The organism is Fulvimonas yonginensis, from assembly GCF_037137055.1.
GTDB classification, from domain to species: Bacteria; Pseudomonadota; Gammaproteobacteria; order Xanthomonadales; family Rhodanobacteraceae; genus Frateuria_A; species Frateuria_A yonginensis.
Map to the genome: position 1 here is coordinate 327,034 of NZ_JBBBNY010000001.1, position 20,911 is coordinate 347,944.

20 protein-coding genes and 1 pseudogene are annotated in these 20,911 nt (G+C 72.5%); 18 read left to right on the forward strand and 3 right to left on the reverse strand.

Going from position 1 to position 20,911, the window contains the following annotated elements:
- Positions 1-77: 77 nt before the first annotated feature.
- Positions 78-1,127, forward strand: a complete 1,050-nt coding sequence (locus WAT24_RS01460) for a TraB/GumN family protein (RefSeq protein ID WP_336806030.1) — start codon at positions 78-80, stop codon at positions 1,125-1,127.
- A 7-nt stretch (positions 1,128-1,134) separates the two neighbouring features.
- On the opposite strand, the gene WAT24_RS01465 is transcribed toward WAT24_RS01460, so the two are convergent.
- Both WAT24_RS01465 and WAT24_RS01470 read right to left on the reverse strand, forming a co-directional pair.
- Entirely contained in the window at positions 1,135-2,082 is a 948-nt protein-coding gene (locus WAT24_RS01465; protein WP_336806031.1) for an aldo/keto reductase, read from the reverse strand.
- A 94-nt stretch (positions 2,083-2,176) separates the two neighbouring features.
- Positions 2,177-2,353 carry a hypothetical protein gene (locus WAT24_RS01470; RefSeq protein ID WP_336806032.1) on the reverse strand — a complete coding sequence of 59 codons (177 nt, stop codon included), beginning with the start codon at positions 2,351-2,353 and terminating at the stop codon, positions 2,177-2,179.
- Positions 2,354-2,507: 154 nt separating this feature from the next.
- Between WAT24_RS01470 and WAT24_RS01475 the strand changes: the two genes are divergently transcribed.
- From WAT24_RS01475 to WAT24_RS01500, 6 genes are all read left to right on the forward strand, one after another.
- Positions 2,508-4,733, forward strand: a complete 2,226-nt coding sequence (locus tag WAT24_RS01475; RefSeq protein WP_336806033.1) for a beta-glucosidase family protein — start codon at positions 2,508-2,510, stop codon at positions 4,731-4,733.
- Positions 4,730-5,644 (forward strand): LysR substrate-binding domain-containing protein, encoded by a 915-nt coding sequence (locus WAT24_RS01480; RefSeq protein WP_336806034.1) that lies wholly within the window; start codon positions 4,730-4,732, stop codon positions 5,642-5,644. The genes WAT24_RS01475 and WAT24_RS01480 overlap by 4 nt, the downstream gene beginning before the upstream one ends.
- 159 nt (positions 5,645-5,803) lie before the next feature.
- Positions 5,804-6,466, forward strand: coding sequence for an NYN domain-containing protein (locus WAT24_RS01485; RefSeq protein WP_336806035.1), 663 nt, complete (start codon positions 5,804-5,806; stop codon positions 6,464-6,466).
- A gap of 38 nt (positions 6,467-6,504) precedes the next feature.
- Complete coding sequence (locus WAT24_RS01490) at positions 6,505-7,371, forward strand: class I SAM-dependent methyltransferase (protein ID WP_336806036.1); 867 nt, start codon at positions 6,505-6,507, stop codon at positions 7,369-7,371.
- Between the two features lie 2 nt (positions 7,372-7,373).
- Positions 7,374-7,907 carry a pseudouridine synthase gene (locus WAT24_RS01495; RefSeq protein WP_336806037.1) on the forward strand — a complete coding sequence of 178 codons (534 nt, stop codon included), beginning with the start codon at positions 7,374-7,376 and terminating at the stop codon, positions 7,905-7,907.
- A gap of 110 nt (positions 7,908-8,017) precedes the next feature.
- Positions 8,018-8,767 carry a class I SAM-dependent methyltransferase gene (locus WAT24_RS01500; RefSeq protein ID WP_336806038.1) on the forward strand — a complete coding sequence of 250 codons (750 nt, stop codon included), beginning with the start codon at positions 8,018-8,020 and terminating at the stop codon, positions 8,765-8,767.
- A gap of 95 nt (positions 8,768-8,862) precedes the next feature.
- On the opposite strand, the gene WAT24_RS01505 is transcribed toward WAT24_RS01500, so the two are convergent.
- The gene (locus WAT24_RS01505; protein ID WP_336806039.1) at positions 8,863-9,648 is read right to left on the reverse strand and encodes a TatD family hydrolase; all 786 of its coding nucleotides are present in this window, start codon (positions 9,646-9,648) and stop codon (positions 8,863-8,865) included.
- Between the two features lie 263 nt (positions 9,649-9,911).
- On the opposite strand from WAT24_RS01505, the gene WAT24_RS01510 reads away from it, so the two are divergent.
- From WAT24_RS01510 to WAT24_RS01560, 11 genes and pseudogenes are all read left to right on the forward strand, one after another.
- Complete coding sequence (locus tag WAT24_RS01510) at positions 9,912-11,537, forward strand: S8 family serine peptidase (RefSeq protein ID WP_336806040.1); 1,626 nt, start codon at positions 9,912-9,914, stop codon at positions 11,535-11,537.
- A 216-nt stretch (positions 11,538-11,753) separates the two neighbouring features.
- Complete coding sequence (gene gspE / locus WAT24_RS01515; RefSeq protein WP_336806041.1) at positions 11,754-13,484, forward strand: type II secretion system ATPase GspE; 1,731 nt, start codon at positions 11,754-11,756, stop codon at positions 13,482-13,484.
- Positions 13,485-13,708: 224 nt separating this feature from the next.
- Positions 13,709-14,926: a type II secretion system inner membrane protein GspF gene (gene gspF, locus WAT24_RS01520; protein ID WP_336806042.1), complete on the forward strand. Its 1,218-nt coding sequence runs from the start codon at positions 13,709-13,711 to the stop codon at positions 14,924-14,926.
- Positions 14,927-15,050: 124 nt separating this feature from the next.
- Positions 15,051-15,440, forward strand: a pseudogene (gene gspG, locus WAT24_RS01525) (type II secretion system major pseudopilin GspG); the annotation flags it as partial.
- Positions 15,441-15,550: 110 nt separating this feature from the next.
- Complete coding sequence (locus tag WAT24_RS01530; RefSeq protein ID WP_336806366.1) at positions 15,551-16,018, forward strand: GspH/FimT family pseudopilin; 468 nt, start codon at positions 15,551-15,553, stop codon at positions 16,016-16,018.
- Between the two features lie 119 nt (positions 16,019-16,137).
- Complete coding sequence (locus tag WAT24_RS01535) at positions 16,138-16,587, forward strand: prepilin-type cleavage/methylation domain-containing protein (protein ID WP_336806043.1); 450 nt, start codon at positions 16,138-16,140, stop codon at positions 16,585-16,587.
- A 161-nt stretch (positions 16,588-16,748) separates the two neighbouring features.
- A complete protein-coding gene (locus tag WAT24_RS01540; RefSeq protein WP_425605221.1) occupies positions 16,749-17,396 on the forward strand; it encodes a type II secretion system protein GspJ in 648 nt (215 codons plus the stop codon).
- Between the two features lie 32 nt (positions 17,397-17,428).
- Positions 17,429-18,250: a type II secretion system minor pseudopilin gene (locus WAT24_RS01545; RefSeq protein ID WP_336806045.1), complete on the forward strand. Its 822-nt coding sequence runs from the start codon at positions 17,429-17,431 to the stop codon at positions 18,248-18,250.
- Positions 18,247-19,413, forward strand: coding sequence for a PilN domain-containing protein (locus WAT24_RS01550; protein ID WP_336806046.1), 1,167 nt, complete (start codon positions 18,247-18,249; stop codon positions 19,411-19,413). The genes WAT24_RS01545 and WAT24_RS01550 overlap by 4 nt, the downstream gene beginning before the upstream one ends.
- Positions 19,410-20,078, forward strand: coding sequence for a type II secretion system protein GspM (gene gspM, locus WAT24_RS01555; RefSeq protein ID WP_336806047.1), 669 nt, complete (start codon positions 19,410-19,412; stop codon positions 20,076-20,078). Before WAT24_RS01550 ends, gspM begins: the two co-directional genes overlap by 4 nt.
- Positions 20,075-20,911 (forward strand): hypothetical protein, encoded by an 837-nt coding sequence (locus WAT24_RS01560; RefSeq protein WP_336806048.1) that lies wholly within the window; start codon positions 20,075-20,077, stop codon positions 20,909-20,911. Before gspM ends, WAT24_RS01560 begins: the two co-directional genes overlap by 4 nt.

Sequence of the window (20,911 nt, forward strand, 5' to 3'; positions counted from 1 at the left end):
GCCCCCGGGCGCCCTTTGCTTTCCTGCGGCGGGAGCGGCGCCGTACGATGGCACGCACCACGGAAGGGCCCCCGGCCATGCGCGTTCCCTGCTTCCTCGTCCTCGCGATGTTCGCCCTGGCCGCCGCCGGACAGGTCGTGCCCGCGGCGACGGGTTCGGTCACCACCCTGGCGCCCGTGCGGGTCAGCGGCGAGCAGCCGGGCCCCGGCCTGTGGAAGGTGAGCTCGCCCGCAGGCCACGTGCTGTGGGTGCTGGGCACGCTCGATCCGCTGCCGCGCGGCATGCAGTGGGAGTCCCGCGAGGTGCGCGAGCGCCTGGCTCAGTCGAAGGAGCTGCTGCGCGAGCCCGGCCTCAAGCTGGACGCGCACCTGGGCTTCTTCGGATCGCTGGCGTTGCTGCCGCGGCTGATCGGCATCCGCAACAACCCCGACGGCGCGCGGCTCGCCGACGTGGTGCCGCCGGCCACCTACGCGCGCTGGCTGGTGCTCAAGGCGCGCTACATCGGCCGCAGCGGCAAGGTGGAGAAGTGGCGGCCGCTGTTCGCCGGTTTCCGCCTGTACGAGGCGGCCATCGAGCGCATCGGCCTGGACCGCAAGGGCGTGGTGCCGCTGCTGGTGGGCGCGGCCAGGCAGGCCGGCATCCCGTCCACCTCCACCGCCTACCGGGTGACCGTGGAGGATCCCAAGGCGCTGGTGAAGGATTTCAAGCGCGAACGGCTTGACGACGTGGCCTGCTTCGAGGCCATGCTCGACCGTGTCGACGTCGACCTGGCGCGGATGAGCGAGCGCGCCAGCGCCTGGGCGAGCGGCGACCTGGACACGCTGCGCCGGCTCTCCGGTACCTCCGCCGACGTGCCGTGCGCCGACGCGGTCAGCGAGGCGGGTTTCGCCCGCCGGCTCGGGCTGGGCGACCTCGAAGGCAAGGTGCGCGAGGCCTGGCTGGCGCAGGCCCGGCGCGCGCTCGCGGACGACGCCAGCAGCTTCGCCCTGTTGCCGATCGACCAGGCGCTGCGGCCGGACGGCTACCTCGCCGCGCTCGTGGCGGAGGGCTACACGGTCCAGCCGCCGGACGGCGACGGGCCGACCGACGAGGCCGGACCGGCCGGGACCGCCTCCGCCGGCCGGTAGGCGCGGCTCACTCCGCGCTGGCCTGATCGATCGTGGCGATCTCGTCCGGCGTCAGTCGAAGGTCCACCGCGCCCATGAGTTCGCGCAACTGCGCCACGCTGGTGGCGCCGGCGATCGGCGCGGTGAGCCCGGGCCGCGCCATCAGCCAGGCCAGCGCGACCTGTGCCGGGCTGGCGCCATGCGCTGCGGCGACGCGGTCCAGCGCGGCCAGGATGCCCAGTCCGCGTGCGTCGAGGTACTTGCGCACGCTGGCGCCGCGGGTCGCACTCTTGGCCAGGTCCGCCTCGCTGCGGTACTTGCCCGTGAGGAAGCCGCTGGCCAGTGCGTAGTAGCTGATCACGCCGACCTGCTCGCGACGCACCAGCGGCTCGAGCGAGCGCTCGTAGCCGGCGCGACGCACCAGGTTGTACTCCGGCTGCAGCGTCTCGTAGCGCGGCAGGCCGTGCCGGGCGGAGACCTGCAGCGCCTCTTCGAAGCGGTCGGCCGTGTAGTTGGAAGCGCCGATGGCGCGCACCTTGCCCTCCTCGATCAGCCGGCCGAACGCGCCCAGTGTCTCGGCCAGCGGCACCGAGGCGTCGTCCTCGTGCGCCTGGTACAGGTCGATGCAGTCCACCTGCAGCCGCCGCAGCGAGCCTTCCACCGCCTGCCGGATGTTGACCGGCGACAGGCCGGGCTGCTCGGCCCACTTGGCCACCTTGGTGGCGATCACCACCCGGTCGCGCTTGCCGCTGGCCCTGAGCCAGCGGCCGATGATCGTCTCCGATTCGCCGCCGCGGTTGCCCGGCGCCCAGGCGGAATAGACGTCCGCCGTGTCGATCAGGTTGAAGCCGGCGTCGACGAAGGCGTCGAGCAGCTCGAAGGAGCGTTTCTCGTCCACGCTCCAGCCGAACACGTTGCCGCCGAAGGCGAGCGGCGCCACGGCGAGCGGGGAACGACCAAGGGGGCGGTATTCCATGGGGACTCCTCGAAAGCGAAGAGTCCCGAGATTGGAGCGCGGCCCGGGCGAATCAAGCCGATCCCGTGCGCGATCCGGGCGATCGTGCACGGGGCTAGATGATCAGCCCGGCGCGAACCGCCGCACGCCAGCGCAACATGGGCGCCATCGGCCTGGCGTTGCGTGCGGGCGTGCGGCGCCCGCGGGACGGTGGAGCGTCCTCGCCCCAGCGCAGGTCGGCGGGCGGGACATGGCCGTGCAGGTACAGCAACTGCTTCCAGAGCGGTTTCATGGGGAACTCCGGTGGGGTTGTTGCTTTGGGGTGTGCTCAAGGTACGCCCGCACCGGGCCGCCAAAAAGCGATATATTCGCAAGGCAGACTTGACTGGAATTCAACACGACAGCCGGGCGGTCCCGGACCGCCTGGCTGCCGAAGGACGTTGCGGATGAAAGGCAAAGGTCTCCTACCGGCGCTGCGCAGCGCCGTTCTCGCCGCCGGTCTGGCGGCGGCCGGCAGCACCCTGGCCGCACCCGCCGCCGGGCCGGCCGGTCCGGCGCAGTCGCCCGAGGCGCGGGCGCAGGCCCTGCTGGCGCAGATGACGCAGGCGGAGAAGCTGCAGCTGGTCCACGGCGTGTTCGCCCAGCCGGACGCCGCACACGGGCGGCCGATGCCGGCCGGCGCGATCGGTTCGGCCGGCTACGTGCCGGGCATCCCGCGGCTGGGCATCCCCGCGCAGCAGCAGAGCGACGCCGGCCTGGGGGTGGCCAATTCCGGCAACGTGCGGCCGGGCGACGGTGCCACCGCGCTGCCGGCGGGGCTCGCCACCGCAGCCAGCTGGGATCCGCAGGTGGCCTATGCCGGTGGCGCGATGATCGGCGAGGAGGCCTGGCGCAAGGGTTTCAACGTACTGCTGGCCGGCGGCGTGGATCTGCAGCGCGAGCCGCGCAACGGGCGCAACTTCGAATACGCCGGCGAGGACCCGCTGCTGGCCGGCATCATGGTGGGCGCCGCCGTGCGCGGCATCCAGGACCGGCACGTGCTCGCCACCGTCAAGCACTACGCGCTCAACGACCAGGAAACCGCGCGCAACGCGATCGACGTGCGCATCGGCGAGCGCGCCATGCGCGAGTCGGACCTGCTGGCCTTCGAGCTGGCGATCGAGCGCGGCCGGCCGGGCGCGGTGATGTGCGCGTACAACAAGGTCAACGGCGACTGGGCCTGCGAGAACGCCTTCCTGCTCGGGCAGGTGCTCAAGCGGGACTGGGGCTACCCGGGCTTCGTCATGTCGGACTGGGGCGCCGTGCACAGCGCGGCCAGGGCGGCCAACGCGGGGCTGGACCAGGAATCGGCGGCCGACGTGTTCGACAGGGAGATCTACTTCGGCGCACCGCTTAAGCAGGCCATCGCGCGCGGCGAGGTGAGCCCGGAGCGGCTGGACGACATGGCCGGGCGGATCCTGCGCAGTATGTTCGCCGCCGGCCTGTTCGACCATCCGCCGGTGCGTGGTCCGATCGACGTGGCCGCGCACCGGGCCGTGGCGCGGCGCGCCGCCGAAGCCGGCGCCGTGCTGCTGCGCAACCGGCACGACCGGCTGCCGCTGGCGCCGGACCTGCGCTCGATCGCCGTGATCGGCGGCCACGCCGACAAGGGCGTGATGGCCGGCGGCGGCTCCTCGACGGTGACGCCGTACGGCGGCAACGCGGTGCCGGGCGTCGGCCCGGCCGGTTGGCCGGGGCCGGTGATGTTCGATCCATCCGCGCCGCTGGCGGCGATCCGCGCGCTGGCCCCGCGCGCGCAGGTCGCCTACGCGGCCGGCGACGACCTCGCCGCCGCTGCGGCGCTCGCCGCGCGCTCGCAGGTGGCGGTGGTGTTCGTGCAGCAGTGGGCCGCCGAATCGATCGACGCGCCGGACCTGCGGCTGCCGGACGATCAGGACGCGCTGGTCGAGGCGGTGGCGCGGGCCAACCCGCGCACGGCGGTGGTGCTGCAGACCAACGGCCCGGTGGCGATGCCCTGGCTCGAACGGGTCGACGCCGTGCTCGAGGCCTGGTACCCCGGCAGCGCCGGCGGCGAGGCGATCGCCGACCTGCTGTTCGGCCGAGCCGACCCGTCCGGGCGCCTGCCGTTCACCTGGCCGCGCACGCTGGCGCAACTGCCGCGCCCGCGCCTGGAGGGTGCCGGCGCGGCCCCCGGCACGCCGCTGCCGGTCAGCGTCGACTACGCCATCGAAGGCGCCGACGTCGGCTACCGCTGGTTCCAGCGCCAGGGGCTCGATCCGCTGTTCCCGTTCGGCTTCGGCCTGGGCTACACCCGCTTCGTGCAGGAGCGGCCCGAGGCGGTGCTCCACGACGGCGTGCCGCGGTTGCGGGTGACCGTGCGCAACACCGGCGCGCGCGCTGGCGCCGAGGTGGTGCAGGCCTACGTGCAGGTACCCGGCTCGCCGGTGCGCCGCCTGGCCGGCTTCCGCAAGGTGCGGCTGGCGCCGGGGCGGGCACGCACGGTCGAAGTCGCGCTGGAGCCGCGGCTGCTCGCCGACTTCGACACCGCCACGCGGCGCTGGGTGATCCGCGGTGGCCGCTACGCGCTGTACGCCGGCCGCTCGGCCACCGAGCTGTCGGCGCCGGTGCCGGTGTCGCTACCGGCACGCACGCTGAGCCGGAGCCTGCCATGAGCCAGATCCCGCTGGGCCTGCTGCAACAGTTCGTCCGCGTCGCGCGGGTGGGCAACCTGTCGCGGGCGGCGGCGCAGGCGCACCTCACGGTCAGCGCGCTGAGCCACCAGATCCGCCAGCTGGAGGATCGCCTGGGCCGGCGCCTGTTCGAGCGCGGGCCGCGTGGCGTCACACTGACCACCGAGGGCTGCGACCTGTTCGAGGCGGTCGGCCGGCACTTCGAGGGCATCGAGCACGCGCTCTCGCGCTACCGCGAGCGGCGGCACGATTCGCTGACCCTGAGCGCCAGCTCCGGGATCATGTCCAGCTGGCTGATGCCGCGGCTGCCCCGGCTGGTCGCCGCCCACCCGGAACTGGAGTTCAACCTGCACACCAGTTCCGCGCTGGTGGACTTCGAGCGCGAGCCGGTCGACGCCGGTCTGCGCTACGGCCGCGGCCAGTGGGAGGGCCTGCGCAGCGAGCGGCTGTTCGGCGAGTGGCTGGCGCCGGTGGCGACGCCGGAGCTGGCCGCAAGGATGGCCGGCACCGATCCGCACGACCTGGCCGCCTGGCCGCTGCTGGGCGATCCGGGCAACCGCTGGCAGGACTGGTTCGCGCGCTTCGGCGGCACGCCGCCGAAGCGCTACGTCGCGCACTTCGACAGCACCGACGCGCTGCGCCACGCCGCACTCGAGGGCCTCGGCGTGGCGCTGGGCCGCATGGTCACCTCGCGCTCGCTGATCGACGCCGGCCGCCTGGTGGTGCTCGGCGAGCGCTACCTGCCGGTGCACGAGGCGTACTGGCTGGTCTATCCGCCGCGCTCGCAGGAGCACCAGGGGTTGCAGGTGTTCCGCCAATGGCTGCTGGCCGAAGCGGACGACTACTGCCGGCAGATGCCGCGGCTGCGCGAGGAAGAGCCGGCCACCCCGTAGGAGCGAGCTCGCTCGCGATGTTCCGTTGCGCCGGCGCCGGACAAAAAACATCGCGAGCAAGCTCGCTCCTGCCTGTGTCCCGTACGCCTGCGCGGGCTCCGGCTCGGCTAGAATGCGCGCCGCCCGCGGGCGCTTTCCGCTTCCCTGTCCGAGGACCCCATGCAACGCACCGCCATCCTGGTCGACGGCGCCTTCTTCCTTGCCCGCTACCGCAAGGTCTGGGGCGAGCGCGACGCCAACGACGCGCGCACGGTCGCCAAGACCCTGTTCGGCATGGCGCTGGAGCACCTCAAGGCGCTGGACCGTCCCCGCGAGGCGCTGTACCGCATCTTCTTCTACGACTGCCCGCCGCTGGAGAAGGTGCTGGTGCGCCCGGTCAGCGGCGAGGCGGTGGACTTCTCGCGCACCGGCGCGGCCGCCTTCCGCCGCGACCTGCACGACCAGCTACGTCGACAGCGCAAGCTCGCGCTGCGGCTGGGCCGGCTGGCCGACCGCGGCGAGTGGAAGCTGAAGTTCGCCGCCTACCAGCAGCTGCGCGACGGCACGCTGTCGTGGGAGGATCTGGGCGATGAGCATTTCGAGCCGGACATGCGCCAGACCCAGGTGGACATGAAGATCGGCATCGACATCGCCGCGCTCACCTACAAGAGGCTGGTCGACCAGATCGTGCTGGTCGCCGGTGACGCCGACTTCATCCCGGCGGCCAAGCTGGCCCGCTACGAGGGCATCGATTTCATTCTCGATCCGATGTGGCAGGGTATCGCCCCGGACCTGCACGAGCACATCGACGGCCTGCAGTCGGTGTGCCCGCGACCCTTTTGAATTTCTTCCCCGCCGCCCGCGCGGCCCAGGAGATCGCCATGAAGACCTTGCTGTGCTCCCTGCTGTGCTTCGCCGCGTTGCTTGCCACCCCCGCCCCGGCGCAGGACCAGCCGGCCGACGCGCTGGTGCCGCCGACCAGCGCCAGCGACTACACCGCCGCGCAGCTGGACCAGGTGCTCGCCGGGGACTGGCGCTCGCCCGCTCATCGCGCGCGCGACGTGTGGCGCCATCCCAAGGCGACGCTGGAGTTCTTCGAGGTGCGGCCCGACCAGACGGTGGTCGAGATCACCCCCGGCGGCGGCTGGTACGCCGAGATCCTGGCACCGCTGCTGCGCGACAACGGCCGTTACGTGGCCGCCGAGGAGCAGCCCTCCGCCGGCGGCGAGGCACGTGAGGACGATACGGCGCTGCGCAAGCTGTTCGCCGCGCACCCGGCACAGTTCGACCGCGCCTCGATCGTGGCCTTCGACCCGAAGGCGCCGGTGTTCGGTGCGCCCGGTTCGGCCGACCGCGTGCTGACCTTCCGCAACGTGCACAACTGGGCGGTCGCCGGCAACGCGCCGGCGATGTTCAAGGCGTTCTTCGCGGTGCTCAAGCCCGGCGGCGTGCTGGGCGTGGTCGACCACCGCGCCGACGACGGCGCCGTGCTGGAGCAGGTGGAGGACAGCGGCTACCTGCCGGTGGACTACGTGGTCAAGCTCGCCACCGACGCCGGTTTCGTGCTCGATGGCAGCAGCGAGGTCAACGCCAACCCGAAGGACGACCACGACCACCCCAAGGGCGTGTGGACGCTGCCGCCGACGCTGGCGCTGGGCGACAAGGACCGCGCCAAATACCTGGCGATCGGCGAGTCCGACCGCATGACCCTGCGCTTCGTCAAGCCGGACGCGGGCGGCGCGCCGTAGCGGTGCTGCTCGCGTTCAACAAGCCGTACGGCGTGCTGTGCCAGTTCTCCGGCGGCGGCAGCCGTCCCACGCTGGCCGACTACGTCCGCGAGAAGGACGTCTATCCGGCCGGGCGGCTGGACATGGACAGCGAGGGGCTGCTGCTGCTCACCGACGACGGTGCGCTGGCGCATCGCCTGACCGATCCGAAGCACAAGCAGCCCAAGACCTACCTGGTGCAGGTCGACGGCGCGATCACCGATGCCGCGCTGGGCGCGCTGCGCCGCGGCGTCATCCTCAACGATGGCCTCACCCGGCCGGCCGGCGCCGAGCCTGCGGTCGAGCCGGACTGGCTGTGGCCGCGCGACCCGCCCGTGCGCTTCCGCAAGGCGATCCCCACCAGCTGGCTGAGCGTGACGCTGCGCGAGGGGCGCAACCGGCAGGTGCGCCGCATGACGGCTGCGGTCGGTTTTCCCACGCTGCGGCTGATCCGCGTGCGCATCGGCGACTACACGCTGGACGGCCTCCCCCCCGGCCACGTCCGCCGCCTGGCGTAGCGGCAGGCGGGCTCGCGAGGCGCCTGGGTTCGACCGGCGGCCACGGCGGAACAAGCATCGCGAGCGAGCTCGCTCCTACAATGGTCGGGATCCTCGCCGCGGGCCCCGTCATGACCACCTTCAAGGACCATTTCTCCGGCCACGCCGCGCTGTACCGCGATGCGCGCCCGCTGCCACCGGCCGACTGGTTCGCGTGGCTCGCGGGCCAGGCGCCGGATCGCGCGCTGGCCTGGGACGCCGGCTGCGGCAACGGGCAGGCCAGCCTGGGCCTGGCCGCGCATTTCGAGCGGGTGGTCGCCACCGACCCCAGCGCCACGCAGATCGACCAGGCCGCGCCGCACACGTCGATCGACTACCGCGTGGAGCCGGCCGAACACAGCAGCCTGCCCGACGCCAGCGTGAGCCTGGTCTGCGTATCGCAGGCGCTGCACTGGTTCGACCTGGGCGCGTTCCACGCCGAAGTGCGCCGCGTGGCGCGGCCGGGCGCCCTGCTGGCGGTGTCGGCCTACGGCAACTGCAGCGTGGACCGCGCGGTCGACGCCGTGGAGCAGCGGCTCTACGCCGACACGCTGGGCGACGACTGGCCGCCCGAGCGCGCCCTGGTCGACAGCGGCTACCGTGAGCTGCCGTTCCCGTTCGCCGCGGTGGCCACGCCGAGCTTCCTGATGCGCGCCGACTGGAATCTGGCGCAGTTCCTGGCCTACCTGCGCTCGTGGTCCGCCGCACAGCGGCACTTCAGGCGCACCGGCGTCGATGCGGTCGCCGCGGCGGAACCCGCGCTGGCACAGGCCTGGGGCGATCCGGCCACGGTGCGTGCCGTGCGCTGGTCGTTCTTCACCCGCGTGGGCCGCCTCGCCTAGCCGATCCCGCTCCGTTTGTTCGCGGGAGACAGCCGCGCCTCGCCGCAGTGGCGGAGCGCAAGCGGTTTGCGTGACCGGGCGCAGCGCGGAGCGGGTCAGAGGCCGAACAACGCCGCGGCGGCAGCGGTGCTGTCGGCCGCCGTGACCTCCGCGGGCTCGCCGCGGTCGCGCGCCACTTCCTCGCAGAGGTGCTTCAGGTACATCGGCTCGTTGCGCCGGTGGCTGGGCGCCGGGCGCACCGTGCGCGGCAGCAGGTAGGGTGCGTCGGTCTCCAGCAGCAGGCGCCCGGCGGGAATCTCGCGCACGAACTCGCGCAAGTGGGTGCCGCGCCGCTCGTCGCAGATCCAGCCGGTGATGCCGATGTGGCAGCCGAGGTCGAGGTAGTCGTGCAGCGCCTCGCGGGTGTCGGTGAAGCAGTGCACCACCGCTGCCGGCACGCGGTCGCGGTAGCGCTTGAGCAGCGGCAGGAAATCCGCGTGCGCGTCGCGCTGGTGCAGGAACAGCGGCATGCTCAGGTCGGCGGCGATGGCAAGCTGCCGTTCGAAGACCTCGAGCTGCACCTCGCGCGGCGAATAATTGCGGTGGTAGTCCAGCCCCGTCTCGCCGACCGCGCGTACCTGCGGCAGCCGAGCGAGCTCGCGCAGGCGCGCGTCGGCGTCGTCGTCGTAATCGACCGCGTGATGCGGATGCACGCCGGCCGTGGCCCACAGCACGCCCGGGTGGGCGCATGCCAGCTCGAGTGCCTGCTCGCTGCCTTCGCGCGAGGCGCCGGTGACCACCATGCGGGTGACGCCCGCGGCGGCGGCGCGCGCGAGCACCTCGTCGAAGTCGTGGCGGAAGGATTCGTGGGTGAGGTTGGCGCCGATGTCGATCAGCTGCATGGCTTGCCCGCAAAAGGCGGCATTGTTGCAGAGCGCGGCGCGATGGCAAGGCTGGCGGCCGAGCCCGCTGTCACGCGAGCGTGACGGAGCGCTGCCTAAGTTCGGTCCCGACGGGGGAACCAGCGAATGCTTTTGGTCCAGCCATGCGGCAGCCGGCGGCAGCTCTGCGATCCCGTCGAACGATTGCGGAGTCGCGAGGCTCCGTGCAGTGCAGCCTGCCGTGCAAGGCGGCAGGCATCCAAGCTCAACGGGGAATCACCAACATGGCACATCGTTTGCGGATCGGGGCGCTGTTCGGCGCCTGCTTGGCCGTCGCCTTCTCCTTCGCCGCGCACGCCTCCGGGCCTGCCGGCGGCACCACCGGCACCCGTTACAACCTCAGTGCGCTGAGGGACGCCGGCCACTACGACCGCTTCATCGTCACCTGGCGCGAGGGCAGCGCCGAGCGGGCCAACCCCTCGTTGATGCTGCAGAGCATCGGCGTGGCGCTCGACCGCGCCGGCCTCGCGCGCGCCACCCTTGGCCCCCAGGGCATGCGCCTGGCGCCCGTGCAGGCGGCCTACGGCCGGCGCCTGGCGATCGGGGCCGACCTGCTGCGCACTACGCGCAAGCTCGACCGCAACGAGGCCGCCGCATTCATGCAGCAGATCGCCAGCAATCCCGCGGTCGAACACGTGGCGCCGGACGTCTTGCTCCAGCCGGTGCGCGACATGGCTGCCCCCGCTTCGTTGTCACCCGCCTCGCTCGACCCTGGCGACCCGGACTACAGCCAGTACCAATGGAACCTCAAGGCGCCCAGCGGCCGTCGCACCGCCGCCGGGGTGCGTGACTTCGGCGGTTCCAACGCGAACCACGCCTGGTCGCTGGCCGACGGCAGGGGCATCGTGATCGCCGTGCTCGACACCGGGATCACTACCCATGTCGACGTGCGGACGGGACTAGCCAGCGCGGGCTACGACTTCATCACCGATGCCCTGCTCTCGGGTCGCAAGCAGGACGGCCGCGTGCCGGGCGGCTGGGACCGTGGCGACTGGACTACCAGCGAGCCCTGGCTCACCGATTGCACTGGCATCGACAATCCGCCCGCGCCGAGTTCCTGGCACGGCACGCACGTGGCCAGCACGGCCGGCGCCGAACGCAACGGCAACGGCATCGGCCTGGCGGGGGTCGCCTTCCATGCACAGATCCTGCCGGTGCGCGTACTCGGTCATTGCGGCGGCTACGACAGTGACATCGCCGACGCGATCGTCTGGGCTGCCGGCGGCCACGTGGACGGCGTGCCGGACAATACCCATCCCGCGCAGGTCATCAACCTCAGCATGCGCGGTTACGGGCAGTGCGACAGCCAGGACCCGATGGGGGTGGCAATCGCCCGCGCCAACCGGCACGGTGCCGTGGTGGTGGTCGCCGCCGGCAACGACAATGACAACGCGTCGCAATTCACGCCCGCCAGCTGCCCCGGTGCAATCACGGTAGCCGCGGTCGGTGTCACCAGCCGTCGCGCCTACTACTCCAACTACGGCCGCACGGTGGACCTGGCCGCACCCGGTGGCGGCATCTACGCGCACGATGGCAGCAGTGGTGACGAAGTGGCCGACGGCTTCGTCTGGCAGGCGATCAACAGCGGCAAGACCACCCCGGTCCCGAACGACGACCACTACGCGGGCTACGCCGGCACCTCGCAGGCCACGCCGCACGTCAGTGGCGTGGTAGCCATGATGCAGAGCGTACGCAAGGCGCGCGGGCTGCCGCTGCTGTCGCCGACGCAGGTGCTGGCCATCCTGCAGCAGACCGCCACCATCCCCGAGCGCACGCCCGATCACCGGATCGGCGCCGGCATCGTGAACGCCGCCGCCGCGGTGCAGAAGGTCATCGACGGCTCGCGCTAGCCGGTCCCCGGGCGCCGGGCCGGCCAGCGCCGGCCCGGCCTTGCGCGTTGGCGGCGCCTTCACGTTTCGCTGAACTCCCCGGCGTGATCGTAGTCTGAACATCCACGGTATCCGCCGGCTGTCGGCTCGCGTCCGGACCGGCGGATGTGCTACCAATGGGGTTTCCCGTCGACGCAGGGGGTGCCGGCGGGATAGACGTACTGGCGGGAGAACTGCATGACGGCAGTCGTAACGCCGGCGGCCACCGGGGCGCTCACCGTGGACGACCGCGAAGCGGCTGTCTGCGCGCTGCTGGTGTCGCGCGGCCAGCTCAAGGACAGCGACCTCAACCGCGCGCGCCGCCTGCACGAGGAGGCGCCGGAGGGCACCCTGACCGCGTTGCTGGCGCGGCTCGGGCTGGTGTCCGAGCGCGACCTGGCCGAGGCATGGTCCGAGCTGCTCGGCGTGCCGTTGCTGGCCGCGCGCGACGCGCCGGAAATGCCGCCGGCCGAACCCGAACTCTCGCTGCGCTTCCTCAAGCAGCAGCACGTGGTGCCGGTGCGCGAGGGCGAGGACGACCTGGCGCTGGTGGTGGCCGATCCGGCCGATCCGTACCCGTTGCAGGCGGTCGAGCTGGCCGCCGGCCGGCCAGTGGCGCTACGCATCGGCCTGCGCTCGGAAATCGACGACCTGATCGAGCGCTACTACGGCACCGGCCGCTCCGCGATGGGAACGATCGTGGAGAACCTCGGCGGCGAGGCCAGCGAGGAGGACGATGTCGAGCACCTGCGCGACCTGGCCTCCGAGGCGCCGGTGATCCGCCTGGTCAACCTGATCCTGCAGCGCGCGGTCGAGCAGCGTGCCTCCGACGTGCACATCGAGCCGTTCGAGAACCGCCTGAAGGTGCGCTACCGCATCGACGGCGTGCTGCACGAGGTGGAAGCGCCGCCGTCCTCGTCCACCGCGGCGGTGATCAGCCGCGTCAAGATCATGGCCAAGCTCAACATCGCCGAGCGCCGGCTGCCGCAGGACGGGCGCATCCAGTTGCGCGTGCAGGGCAAGGAGCTGGACCTGCGCGTATCGACCGTGCCGACCGCCTACGGCGAGTCGGTGGTGATGCGCATCCTCGACCGCGAGTCGGTGGTGTTCGACTTCGCCTCGCTCGGCTTCACGCCGCAGTTCGAGGCGCGCTTCGTCGAGGTGCTGGAGCGGCCCAACGGGATCCTGCTGGTGACCGGCCCGACCGGTTCGGGCAAGACCACCACGCTGTACACGGCGCTGTCGCGCATCAACACGCCGGACGTGAAGATCATCACCGTCGAGGACCCGGTCGAGTACCAGCTCGAGGGCATCAACCAGATCCAGGTCAAGCCGCAGATCGGGCTGGACTTCGCCAACGCGCTGCGATCGATCATGCGCCAGGACCCGGACGTGATCATGATCGGCGAGATGCGCGACCTGGAGACCTGCCGCATCGCGATCCAGTCGGCGCTGACCGGCCACCTGGTGCTCTCCACCCTGCACACCAACTCGGCCGCCGGCGGCGTCACCCGCCTGCTCGACATGGGCGTGGAGGATTACCTGCTCGGCTCCACCGTCAACGCGATCCTGGCTCAGCGCCTGGTGCGCCGGCTGGACCCGGAAACCGCGATCCCCTACGAGCCCGCGCCCGAGGTGATCGCCGAGTTCGAGCTGGATAAGTACACCGACGAGCGCCCGATCCGCCTGTGGAAGCCCGGCAGCAGCGCCGCCAATCCCACCGGCTACCGCGGCCGTCGCGCGATCGTCGAGTTCCTGGTGATGAGCGAGGCGTTGCGCCGCCTGGTGATGCAGCACGCCGACGCCAGCGAGATCGAACGGGCCGCGCGCGCCGAGGGCATGCGCACGATGTACGAGGACGGCATCGCCAAGGCGGTCGCCGGCGTCACCACCCTCGAGGAGGTGCTGCGTGTCACGCAGGAGGGCTGATGCGCCGCGGCCCGGCGTGGCCTTTGCGCCCGCTCCCCCCTCTTTGATCGATGCAGGGGGTGAGGGACCTGGGTTCGCCCGAGGCTTCATCAGGACGACTGCAGCCTCTGCTCTGGAGAGCACGAGCATCTCGGGCTTTGTCCCTCCTTCCCCGCAAGCCTTGCCCCCTCACCCCGGCCCTCTCCCCGTCGGGGAGAGCGAGCCGCGCGCGCGGAGCGTTTGACATGGCGCAGTTCCGCTACCGCGCCATCAGCGCCGCCGGCGAGGTGTTGCAGGGCCAGATCGAAGCCCCCAGCCTGGAGGAGGCGATCGGGCGCCTGCAGGACCAGGGCCACACGCCGCTGGAGGCCAAGCCGGCCGACGCTGCGGGCGAAGCCTCGGCGTTCGCCGCACTGCTCAAGCGCGGTCCCTTCACCGGCGACCAGCTGGCGCAGTTCACCCACCAGCTGGCGACCCTGCTCGGTGCCGGCCAGCCGCTGGACCGCGCGCTCGGCATTCTCATGGAGCTGCCCGAGGGCGAGCGCGCCAGGCGGCTGGTCGAGCGCGTGCGCGACCGCGTGCGCGGCGGCACCACGCTGTCGCAGGCGCTGGACGAGGAACACGGCGTGTTCCCCAAGCTGTACGTCTCGCTGGTGCGCGCCGGCGAGGCGGGTGGCTCGCTGGAAGACACGCTGCGGCGCCTGGCCGACTACCTCGAGCGTGCGCAGCAGCTGCGCGGCAGCATCATCAACGCGCTGATCTACCCGGCCTTCCTGCTGGTGGGCGTGCTGGGCTCGCTGGTGCTGCTGCTGGCCTACGTGGTGCCGCAGTTCGTGCCGATCTTCGAGGACATGCAGGTGCCGATCCCCTGGATCACGCAGGCGGTGCTGTTCATCGGCAGCGTGCTGCAATCGTGGTGGTGGCTGCTCCTGCTGCTGCTGATCGGCGGTGTGCTGGTATGGCGCGCGCGCCTGCGCGACCCGGCCCTGCGCCTGGCCTGGCATGCCCGGCTGCTGACCCTGCGCGTGCTCGGTCCGCTGCTGCTGAAGATCGAGACCGCGCGCATCGCGCGCACGCTCGGCACCCTGCTCAAGAACGGCGTGCCGCTGCTCGCCGCCCTCGGCATCGCCCGCCAGGTCACCGGCAACACCGCGCTGGACGAGGCGCTGGCGCAGGCCGCCGAGCAGGTCAAGGGTGGCGGGGGCCTGAGCGCCGCGCTGGCGCGCTCGCAGCGCTTCCCGCGGCTGGCCCTGCAGATGGTGCAGGTGGGCGAGGAGGCGGGCCAGCTGGACACCATGCTGCTGAAGGTCGCCGACACCTTCGACCTGGAGTCCAGGCGCGCGATCGACCGCCTGCTCGCGGCGCTGGTGCCGGCGCTGACCATCGTGATGACGGTGCTGGTGGCGATCATCATGGCGGCGATCCTGCTGCCGCTGCTCAGCCTGACTTCGAACATTCAGTGAGACGGAGAGACGTATGGCTTACCAGACTAGGGAACGGGGCACAGGGAACGGGGCACGTCCGGCTTGCGGCAAGGCCGCGCGTTCCCCAGCTCCCGTTCCCCGTTCCCCGCGTGCGAAGCACGCGCGAGGCTTCACCCTGCTCGAGATGCTCGCCGTGATCGTACTGATCGGCATCATCGGCGCGGTGGTGGTGACCCAGGTCGGCAAGAACGTGGACAAGGGCAAGTACGGCGCCGGCAAGGCGCAGCTGACCACGCTCAGCCAGAAGATCGAGAACTACGCGCTGGACAACGGCTCGCCGCCGCAGCAGCTCAAGGACCTCGCCACCAGGCCGGCCAACGCGCCGAACTGGCAGGGTCCCTATGCGAAGGCCTCGGACCTGGTCGATCCCTGGGGCCACGCCTTCGGCTACAAGTACCCGGGCGAGCACGGCAGCTTCGACCTGATCTTCTACGGCCAGGACGGCCAGCCCGGCGGCGACGGCTACAGCAAGGACGTCGGGAACTGGCAATGAGCGCCGGGAACGGAGTGCGGGGAAAGGGGAGCCGGTGGGCCGTGGCGGCCCACGGATCCGCGCCTGCCCGGAGCCGAAGGCCCGGCTCGCGCGGCAAGCGCGCGCGTTCCCTGGCCCCCGTCCACCGTTCCCGGCGCGCGTCGCGCGCCCACGGCTTCACCCTGCTGGAGATGCTCGCGGTGATCCTGCTGATCGGCATCGCCGCTGCGGCCGTGTCGGTCTCGGTCAGCCAGGGCCTGGCCAGCGCGCGGGTGCGCGCGGCCAGCGTGGAGCTGGCCGCAGCGCTGCGCGCCACCCGGGCGCAGGCGATCGTGAAGGGCAAGGACCAGACCTTCGACCTGGACATCCGCGACGCCAGCTACACCGCCGCCGGTGGGCACGAAGTGCGATTGCCGAAGGGCATGCGCCTGTCCATCACCAGCGCGCGCGAGGACCAGCCGGACGACCACACCGGCCGTATCCGCTTCTTTCCCGACGGGAGCTCCACCGGGGGTCACATCGTCCTGCAGCGCGGCGGACGCCGCTGGCAGGTCAACGTGGCGTGGCTCACGGGCGCGGTCAGCGTGGTGACGTCGTGAGGATGGGGCACGGGGCACGGGGCACGGGGAGCGTGTGGGCCGCGAAGGCCCACGGGTGGCCGTCTGCCCCGAGCACAGGGCCGGGTTCGCGCGGCCGGCATGCGCATTCCCCACGCCCCGTGCCCCATGCCCCGCGCGCATCGCGCGCACAGGGATTCAGCCTGCTCGAGGTGGTCGCCGCCGTGCTGCTGCTGGCGGTCACCTTTGCCTCGCTGATGCGCGTGGCGGGCAGTTCGCTAAACCTTACCGCGCGCTCGGCCGAGCGCAGCGAGGCGGCGATGTGGGCGCGCAGCCTGCTCGACAGCGCCTTCGTGCTCGAGCCCATCCGTCCCGGCCGCAGCAGCGGGCGCTTCGATGACCGCTATCGTTGGCAGCTGGACGTGCAGTCCTGGCAGCCGCCCTTGGTGGCGCCTGCCCCCGGTCCGCAGCCGCAGGCACCGGCCTCGCCGCTGAAGCTGTACCGTCTCGACCTCACCGTGCTGTGGCGCAGCGCCGGCCACGACTACAGCGCGCGGTTCAGCACCCTGCGGCTGGCGGTGCCGCCGGTGAACGCGGGGATCGGCTCGTGACCGGGAGCCCTCGGGAATGGGGAGCGGGGAAGGTGCGCGCCTGCCGCACGCATCCGGCCGTGTGCTCCGGGCAGGCGCGAACCGACGCGCCTTCGCGGGCCGGGGGTCTTCCCTTCCCCGTCGCCCGTCGCCGGCCCGCCCCGCGCGTCCGCGGCTTCAGCCTGCTGGAGGTACTCGCGGCGCTGGCCCTGCTGGCGTTGCTGCTGCTGGGCGTCTATTCGGGCATCCGCACCGCCTCGCACAGCGTGCGCGCGGGCAGCGCGGCGGTGGAGCGGCTGGACCAGGTGCGCTCCGCGCAGCAGTTCCTGCGCCGCGAACTGGAGCAGGCGATGACCCAGCAACTGGCGAAGAACGACGTCGACGAGCCGATCTTCTTCAAGGGCGAGCCGCGCTCGATGAGCTTCGTGGCGCCGCTGCCGGGCTACCTGGGCAAGCTCGGGCCGCAGGCGCAGACGCTGCGGCTGGTCGACAACGGCAGGGGCGGGCAGCGGCTGGAGATCAGCTTCGCCTTGCTGGCCCCGGACGGGCAGCCGCTGGCGGCCGGGCCGCCGCAGGTGCTGCTGGACGACGTGCGCGAGGGCAGCTTCCGGTACCGCGGCCGGGACGCGCGCGGGCGGGTCGGCGAGTGGCGTGGCGACTGGCCGACGGGCGACCACCTGCCGAAGCTGGTGCGCATCGACCTGCGCCTGGCGGCGCCTGCCAACTGGCCGCAGCTGACCGTGCCGCTGCGGGTGGATGCCTCGGCCAACCAGCGCCAGTTCACCATGCTCGGCGGCCCTGGCCCGGCCGGCGCCTGGGGGCAGCCATGATGCGGCGGTCGACGCCACGGAATCAGCGCGGCGTGGCACTGCTGGTGGTGCTGTGGGCCTGCACGCTGCTGGCGATCATGCTCGGCGGCTACGCCATGCTGGCCCGCACCGAGGGGCTGCAGGCGCGGTTCCAGTTCGCCCAGACCCAGGCGCACTACGCCGCCGAGGCGGGCCTGGCGCGTGCAATCTACGGTCTGCAGGATCCGCAGCTGCCGCAGCGCTGGCTGGCGGACGGGCGGCCCTACACGTTCGAGTTCGGCGGCGCCCGCGTGCGCGTCAGCGCCACCGACGAGGGCGGCAAGGTCGACCTCAACGCGGCCTCGCCGGTGGTGCTGGAGGGTCTGTTCCGCGCCGCCGGGCAGCGCCCCGACGCAGCCCGGCGGCTGGCCGCGGCGGTGGTCGACTGGCGCGAGTTCGACGTCGGCCGCAAGGTCGGCCTGGAAACCTACGCGGCCAACGGCTACAAGCCGCGCCATGCGCCGTTCCTGAGCCTGGAGGAGCTGCAGCAGGTCGCCGGCATGACGCCGGCGCTGTACCGCGCGGTCGCCGGCGCGATCACCATCTGGTCGGGGCGCGAAAGCCCCGACCCGAATACCGCGCCGCCGCTGGCGCTGGCCGCGATTCCGGGCATGACCCCGGAGCGCGTGGCACAGGTGCTGGCGGCGCGGCGGAACGTGCGGCCCGGCGTGGCGGGCCTGTTCGCCGGCAACGGAGTGACGCATAGTATCCGCTCGGAGGCCACGACGGCCGATGGCACGCGCGCCGTGCTGCTTGCCACGGTGCGCCTGCAGGGCGTTCGGCCTGGTGGGCAGCCGTACGCGGTGCTGCACTGGCGGGAGGGTGACCGCGAATGAGTACCGCAACGCAATCGCTGCGGCCGCAGCTGGATCGCGCGCGCCGGGCCTGGCGCGCTTCGCCGCTGCCGCGTTTCTTCGCCTGGTGGGGTGGCGAGCTGGCCGCGATGCTGCCGGCCTCCTGGCGCCGGCTGTTCGGCGGCGGCGCGCAGTGGTACCTGCTGCAACGGGTCGACGCGCGCTGGGAGCTGCGCCGTGCGGGCGAACTGGAGCCCCGCGCGCAATGGCAGCGCGGCACCGAGGTGGCGATCGAGCAGGCCGCGCTCGCCGCGGCGGTACGCGAGGTCGACCGCGAGGACCTGCGCCTGGCCCTGCTGCTGCCGGCCGCCGCGGCGCTGCGCCGGCGCCTGCTGCTGCCGCGCGCGGCGGCGGACAACCTGCAGCAGGTAGCCGCGTTCGAGATGGACCGGCAGACGCCGTTCCGCGTCGAGCAGGTGTACTACGCCGCGATCGAACTGGACGCCCCCGCACCGCCGGGCCGCTTCCACGCCGAGCTGGTGGCGGTGCCGCGCGACACGCTCGACCCGCTGCTGGCCGAGCTGGAAGCGGCCGACATCCGCGTCGACGCGGTCGACGTGGCCGAGGGGGCCGGCCGGCGCGGCGTGAACCTGCTGCCGCCGGCCCGCGTGCCTCGCCGCACCAACCCGCGGCAGCGGCTGAACCTGGCGCTGGCCGCGGCCGCCGTGCTGCTGCTGGTGCTGGCGCTGATGCAGTGGCTGCACAACCGCAGCGTGGCGCTGTCGACGATGCAGGCGCAGGTCGACGGCATGCAGGCGGAGGCGCAGCAGGTCGCCGCGCTGCGTCAGGAACTGCAGGACAACGCCGGCGCCGCGGGCTTCCTGGTCCGGCGCAAGCAGAACCGGGTCACCATGCTCGACCTGCTGCTCGACCTCACCCGCCGGCTGCCGCAGAACGCCTGGCTGGAACGCCTGAGCGTGGACCCGGGCGGGCAGGTCGGCTTCCAGGGGCAGGCGCCGCAGGCCGCCGCGCTGATCGACGCGCTGAAGGACTCCAAGGTCGTGCGCGACCCGAACTTCCAGGGCAGCATCCAGCCCGACCCGCAGACCGGCAAGGAGCGCTTCTACATGGTCGCCCAGCTGCGCCAGGCCGGCCCTGCGCAGGCGCCGCCGGCAAGTTCCAGCGCGACGGGGACGCCGCCATGAAGCGGCTCGAACTCAAGCCCCGCGACAGCCGTATCGCCGCCCTGCTGTTGCTCCTGCTGGCGCTGGTGCTCGGCTATTTCCTGCTTTTGCACTGGTGGTTCGTCGCCCCGCTGCGCGCGATCGATGCGCAGATGGATGCCTTGCGCGACACCGAAAGCCGCTACGCCGCGGCGATCGCGGAAAAGCCCGCGCTGCAGCGGCGCATCGCCGAGCTGGGCGCCGGCCAGGCGGCCAGCGCCGCGTTCCTGCCCGAGACCGACCCCAGCGCCGCCTCGGCCGGGCTGATGCAGCGCGTGGTCGATGCGGTCGCCGCACACACCGCCGGCGGCGGCTGCGCGGTGACCCAGAAGATGCCGCTGCCCAACCCGCCCGACGACAACGACAGCCCCTACCGCAAGGCGGCCGTGAGCATCAGCCTGCGCTGCGACATGGAGCCGCTGGTGGCGGTGCTGAACGCGCTGGAGCAGGGCACGCCCTACCTGTTCGTCGACGACCTGAGCGTGTACCGCAACCCGGTCGCCGCGCAGCAGGGCAACCAGCCCGCGCTGGAGGTGCAGTTCACGCTGTCAGGCTACGTACGCCCGGGGCATGGCCAGGCCGCGGCCCCACCGGCGCCGGCCGGCGACCAGGGCGACCCCGGCGACGACGACGGGGAGGAGCCATGAACGCCGCCGCGCAACGTCGCCTGACCGTGCCGCTGGCCGCCGCCGTGCTGGTCTTCGGCGTGCTGTTCCTGGTCCTGCTGGCCGGGGTCGGCCGCGGCGTGCACTGGGCGCCGCCGCGCAAGCCGGCACCGCTGCCGGCCCAGCATGCCGCCACGCTGCCTCCGCCGGTGCCGCTGGAGCACTACGCGGCGGTCTGGCAGCAGCCGCTGTTCGACCCGGACCGCAAGCCGGTGGCGCATGCCGCCTCCGGCGGCGGCCAGCTCGGCGACATGGAGCTGACCGGGATCATCCTCACCCCCACCCTGCGCATGGCCTTGTTGCGCAACAAGCGGGACGGGCAGAACGGCCAGGAGCTGCGCGTGCGCCAAGGCGAGTCGCTGCCCGACGGCAGCTGGAGCCTGGTCGAGGTACGGCCGCGCTCGGCGGTGTTCGACTCCTCCAGCGGCCGGGTCGAGCTCAAGCTGCCGGCCGGCGTCCCGATCGACCAGCCGCGCGGGGGAGCGGAGGGCGCCGGCCCTGCCGAGCCGTCCTCGATACCCAACCAGCTCCCGGCGGACAACACCGGTCACCGGCTGCAGCCGCCGCCGGAGTCGGGCGACCAGGACGAGGGCAACAGTCCGGAGCAGCCGGCCCCGGGCGGGACGCAGAGCAGCGGCGACGATGGCGGCGCGTCGTCCGGCGGCGCCGCGATCCAGGCGTTGCGCGGGCGCCCCATGCGCATGGACATGAGCAACCAGGAGCGCCAGGCCGAACGCCTGCGGCAGCTCAAGGCCGCGATCGAGAAGCGCCGGGCCGAACAGGCCGCAGCGAAGGCATCCGAAGGAGACCGCTGA

Coding starts and splice junctions, on each gene's coding strand:
- WAT24_RS01510 (WP_336806040.1), top strand. CDS start 9,912: ATGGCACATCGTTTGCGGATCGGGGCGCTGTTCGGCGCCTGCTTGGCC.
- WAT24_RS01505 (WP_336806039.1), bottom strand. CDS start 9,648: ATGCAGCTGATCGACATCGGCGCCAACCTCACCCACGAATCCTTCCGC.
- WAT24_RS01500 (WP_336806038.1), top strand. CDS start 8,018: ATGACCACCTTCAAGGACCATTTCTCCGGCCACGCCGCGCTGTACCGC.
- gspF (WP_336806042.1), top strand. CDS start 13,709: ATGGCGCAGTTCCGCTACCGCGCCATCAGCGCCGCCGGCGAGGTGTTG.
- WAT24_RS01550 (WP_336806046.1), top strand. CDS start 18,247: ATGAGTACCGCAACGCAATCGCTGCGGCCGCAGCTGGATCGCGCGCGC.
- gspM (WP_336806047.1), top strand. CDS start 19,410: ATGAAGCGGCTCGAACTCAAGCCCCGCGACAGCCGTATCGCCGCCCTG.
- WAT24_RS01485 (WP_336806035.1), top strand. CDS start 5,804: ATGCAACGCACCGCCATCCTGGTCGACGGCGCCTTCTTCCTTGCCCGC.
- WAT24_RS01465 (WP_336806031.1), bottom strand. CDS start 2,082: ATGGAATACCGCCCCCTTGGTCGTTCCCCGCTCGCCGTGGCGCCGCTC.
- WAT24_RS01560 (WP_336806048.1), top strand. CDS start 20,075: ATGAACGCCGCCGCGCAACGTCGCCTGACCGTGCCGCTGGCCGCCGCC.
- gspE (WP_336806041.1), top strand. CDS start 11,754: ATGACGGCAGTCGTAACGCCGGCGGCCACCGGGGCGCTCACCGTGGAC.
- WAT24_RS01490 (WP_336806036.1), top strand. CDS start 6,505: ATGAAGACCTTGCTGTGCTCCCTGCTGTGCTTCGCCGCGTTGCTTGCC.
- WAT24_RS01480 (WP_336806034.1), top strand. CDS start 4,730: ATGAGCCAGATCCCGCTGGGCCTGCTGCAACAGTTCGTCCGCGTCGCG.
- WAT24_RS01460 (WP_336806030.1), top strand. CDS start 78: ATGCGCGTTCCCTGCTTCCTCGTCCTCGCGATGTTCGCCCTGGCCGCC.
- WAT24_RS01470 (WP_336806032.1), bottom strand. CDS start 2,353: ATGAAACCGCTCTGGAAGCAGTTGCTGTACCTGCACGGCCATGTCCCG.
- WAT24_RS01475 (WP_336806033.1), top strand. CDS start 2,508: ATGAAAGGCAAAGGTCTCCTACCGGCGCTGCGCAGCGCCGTTCTCGCC.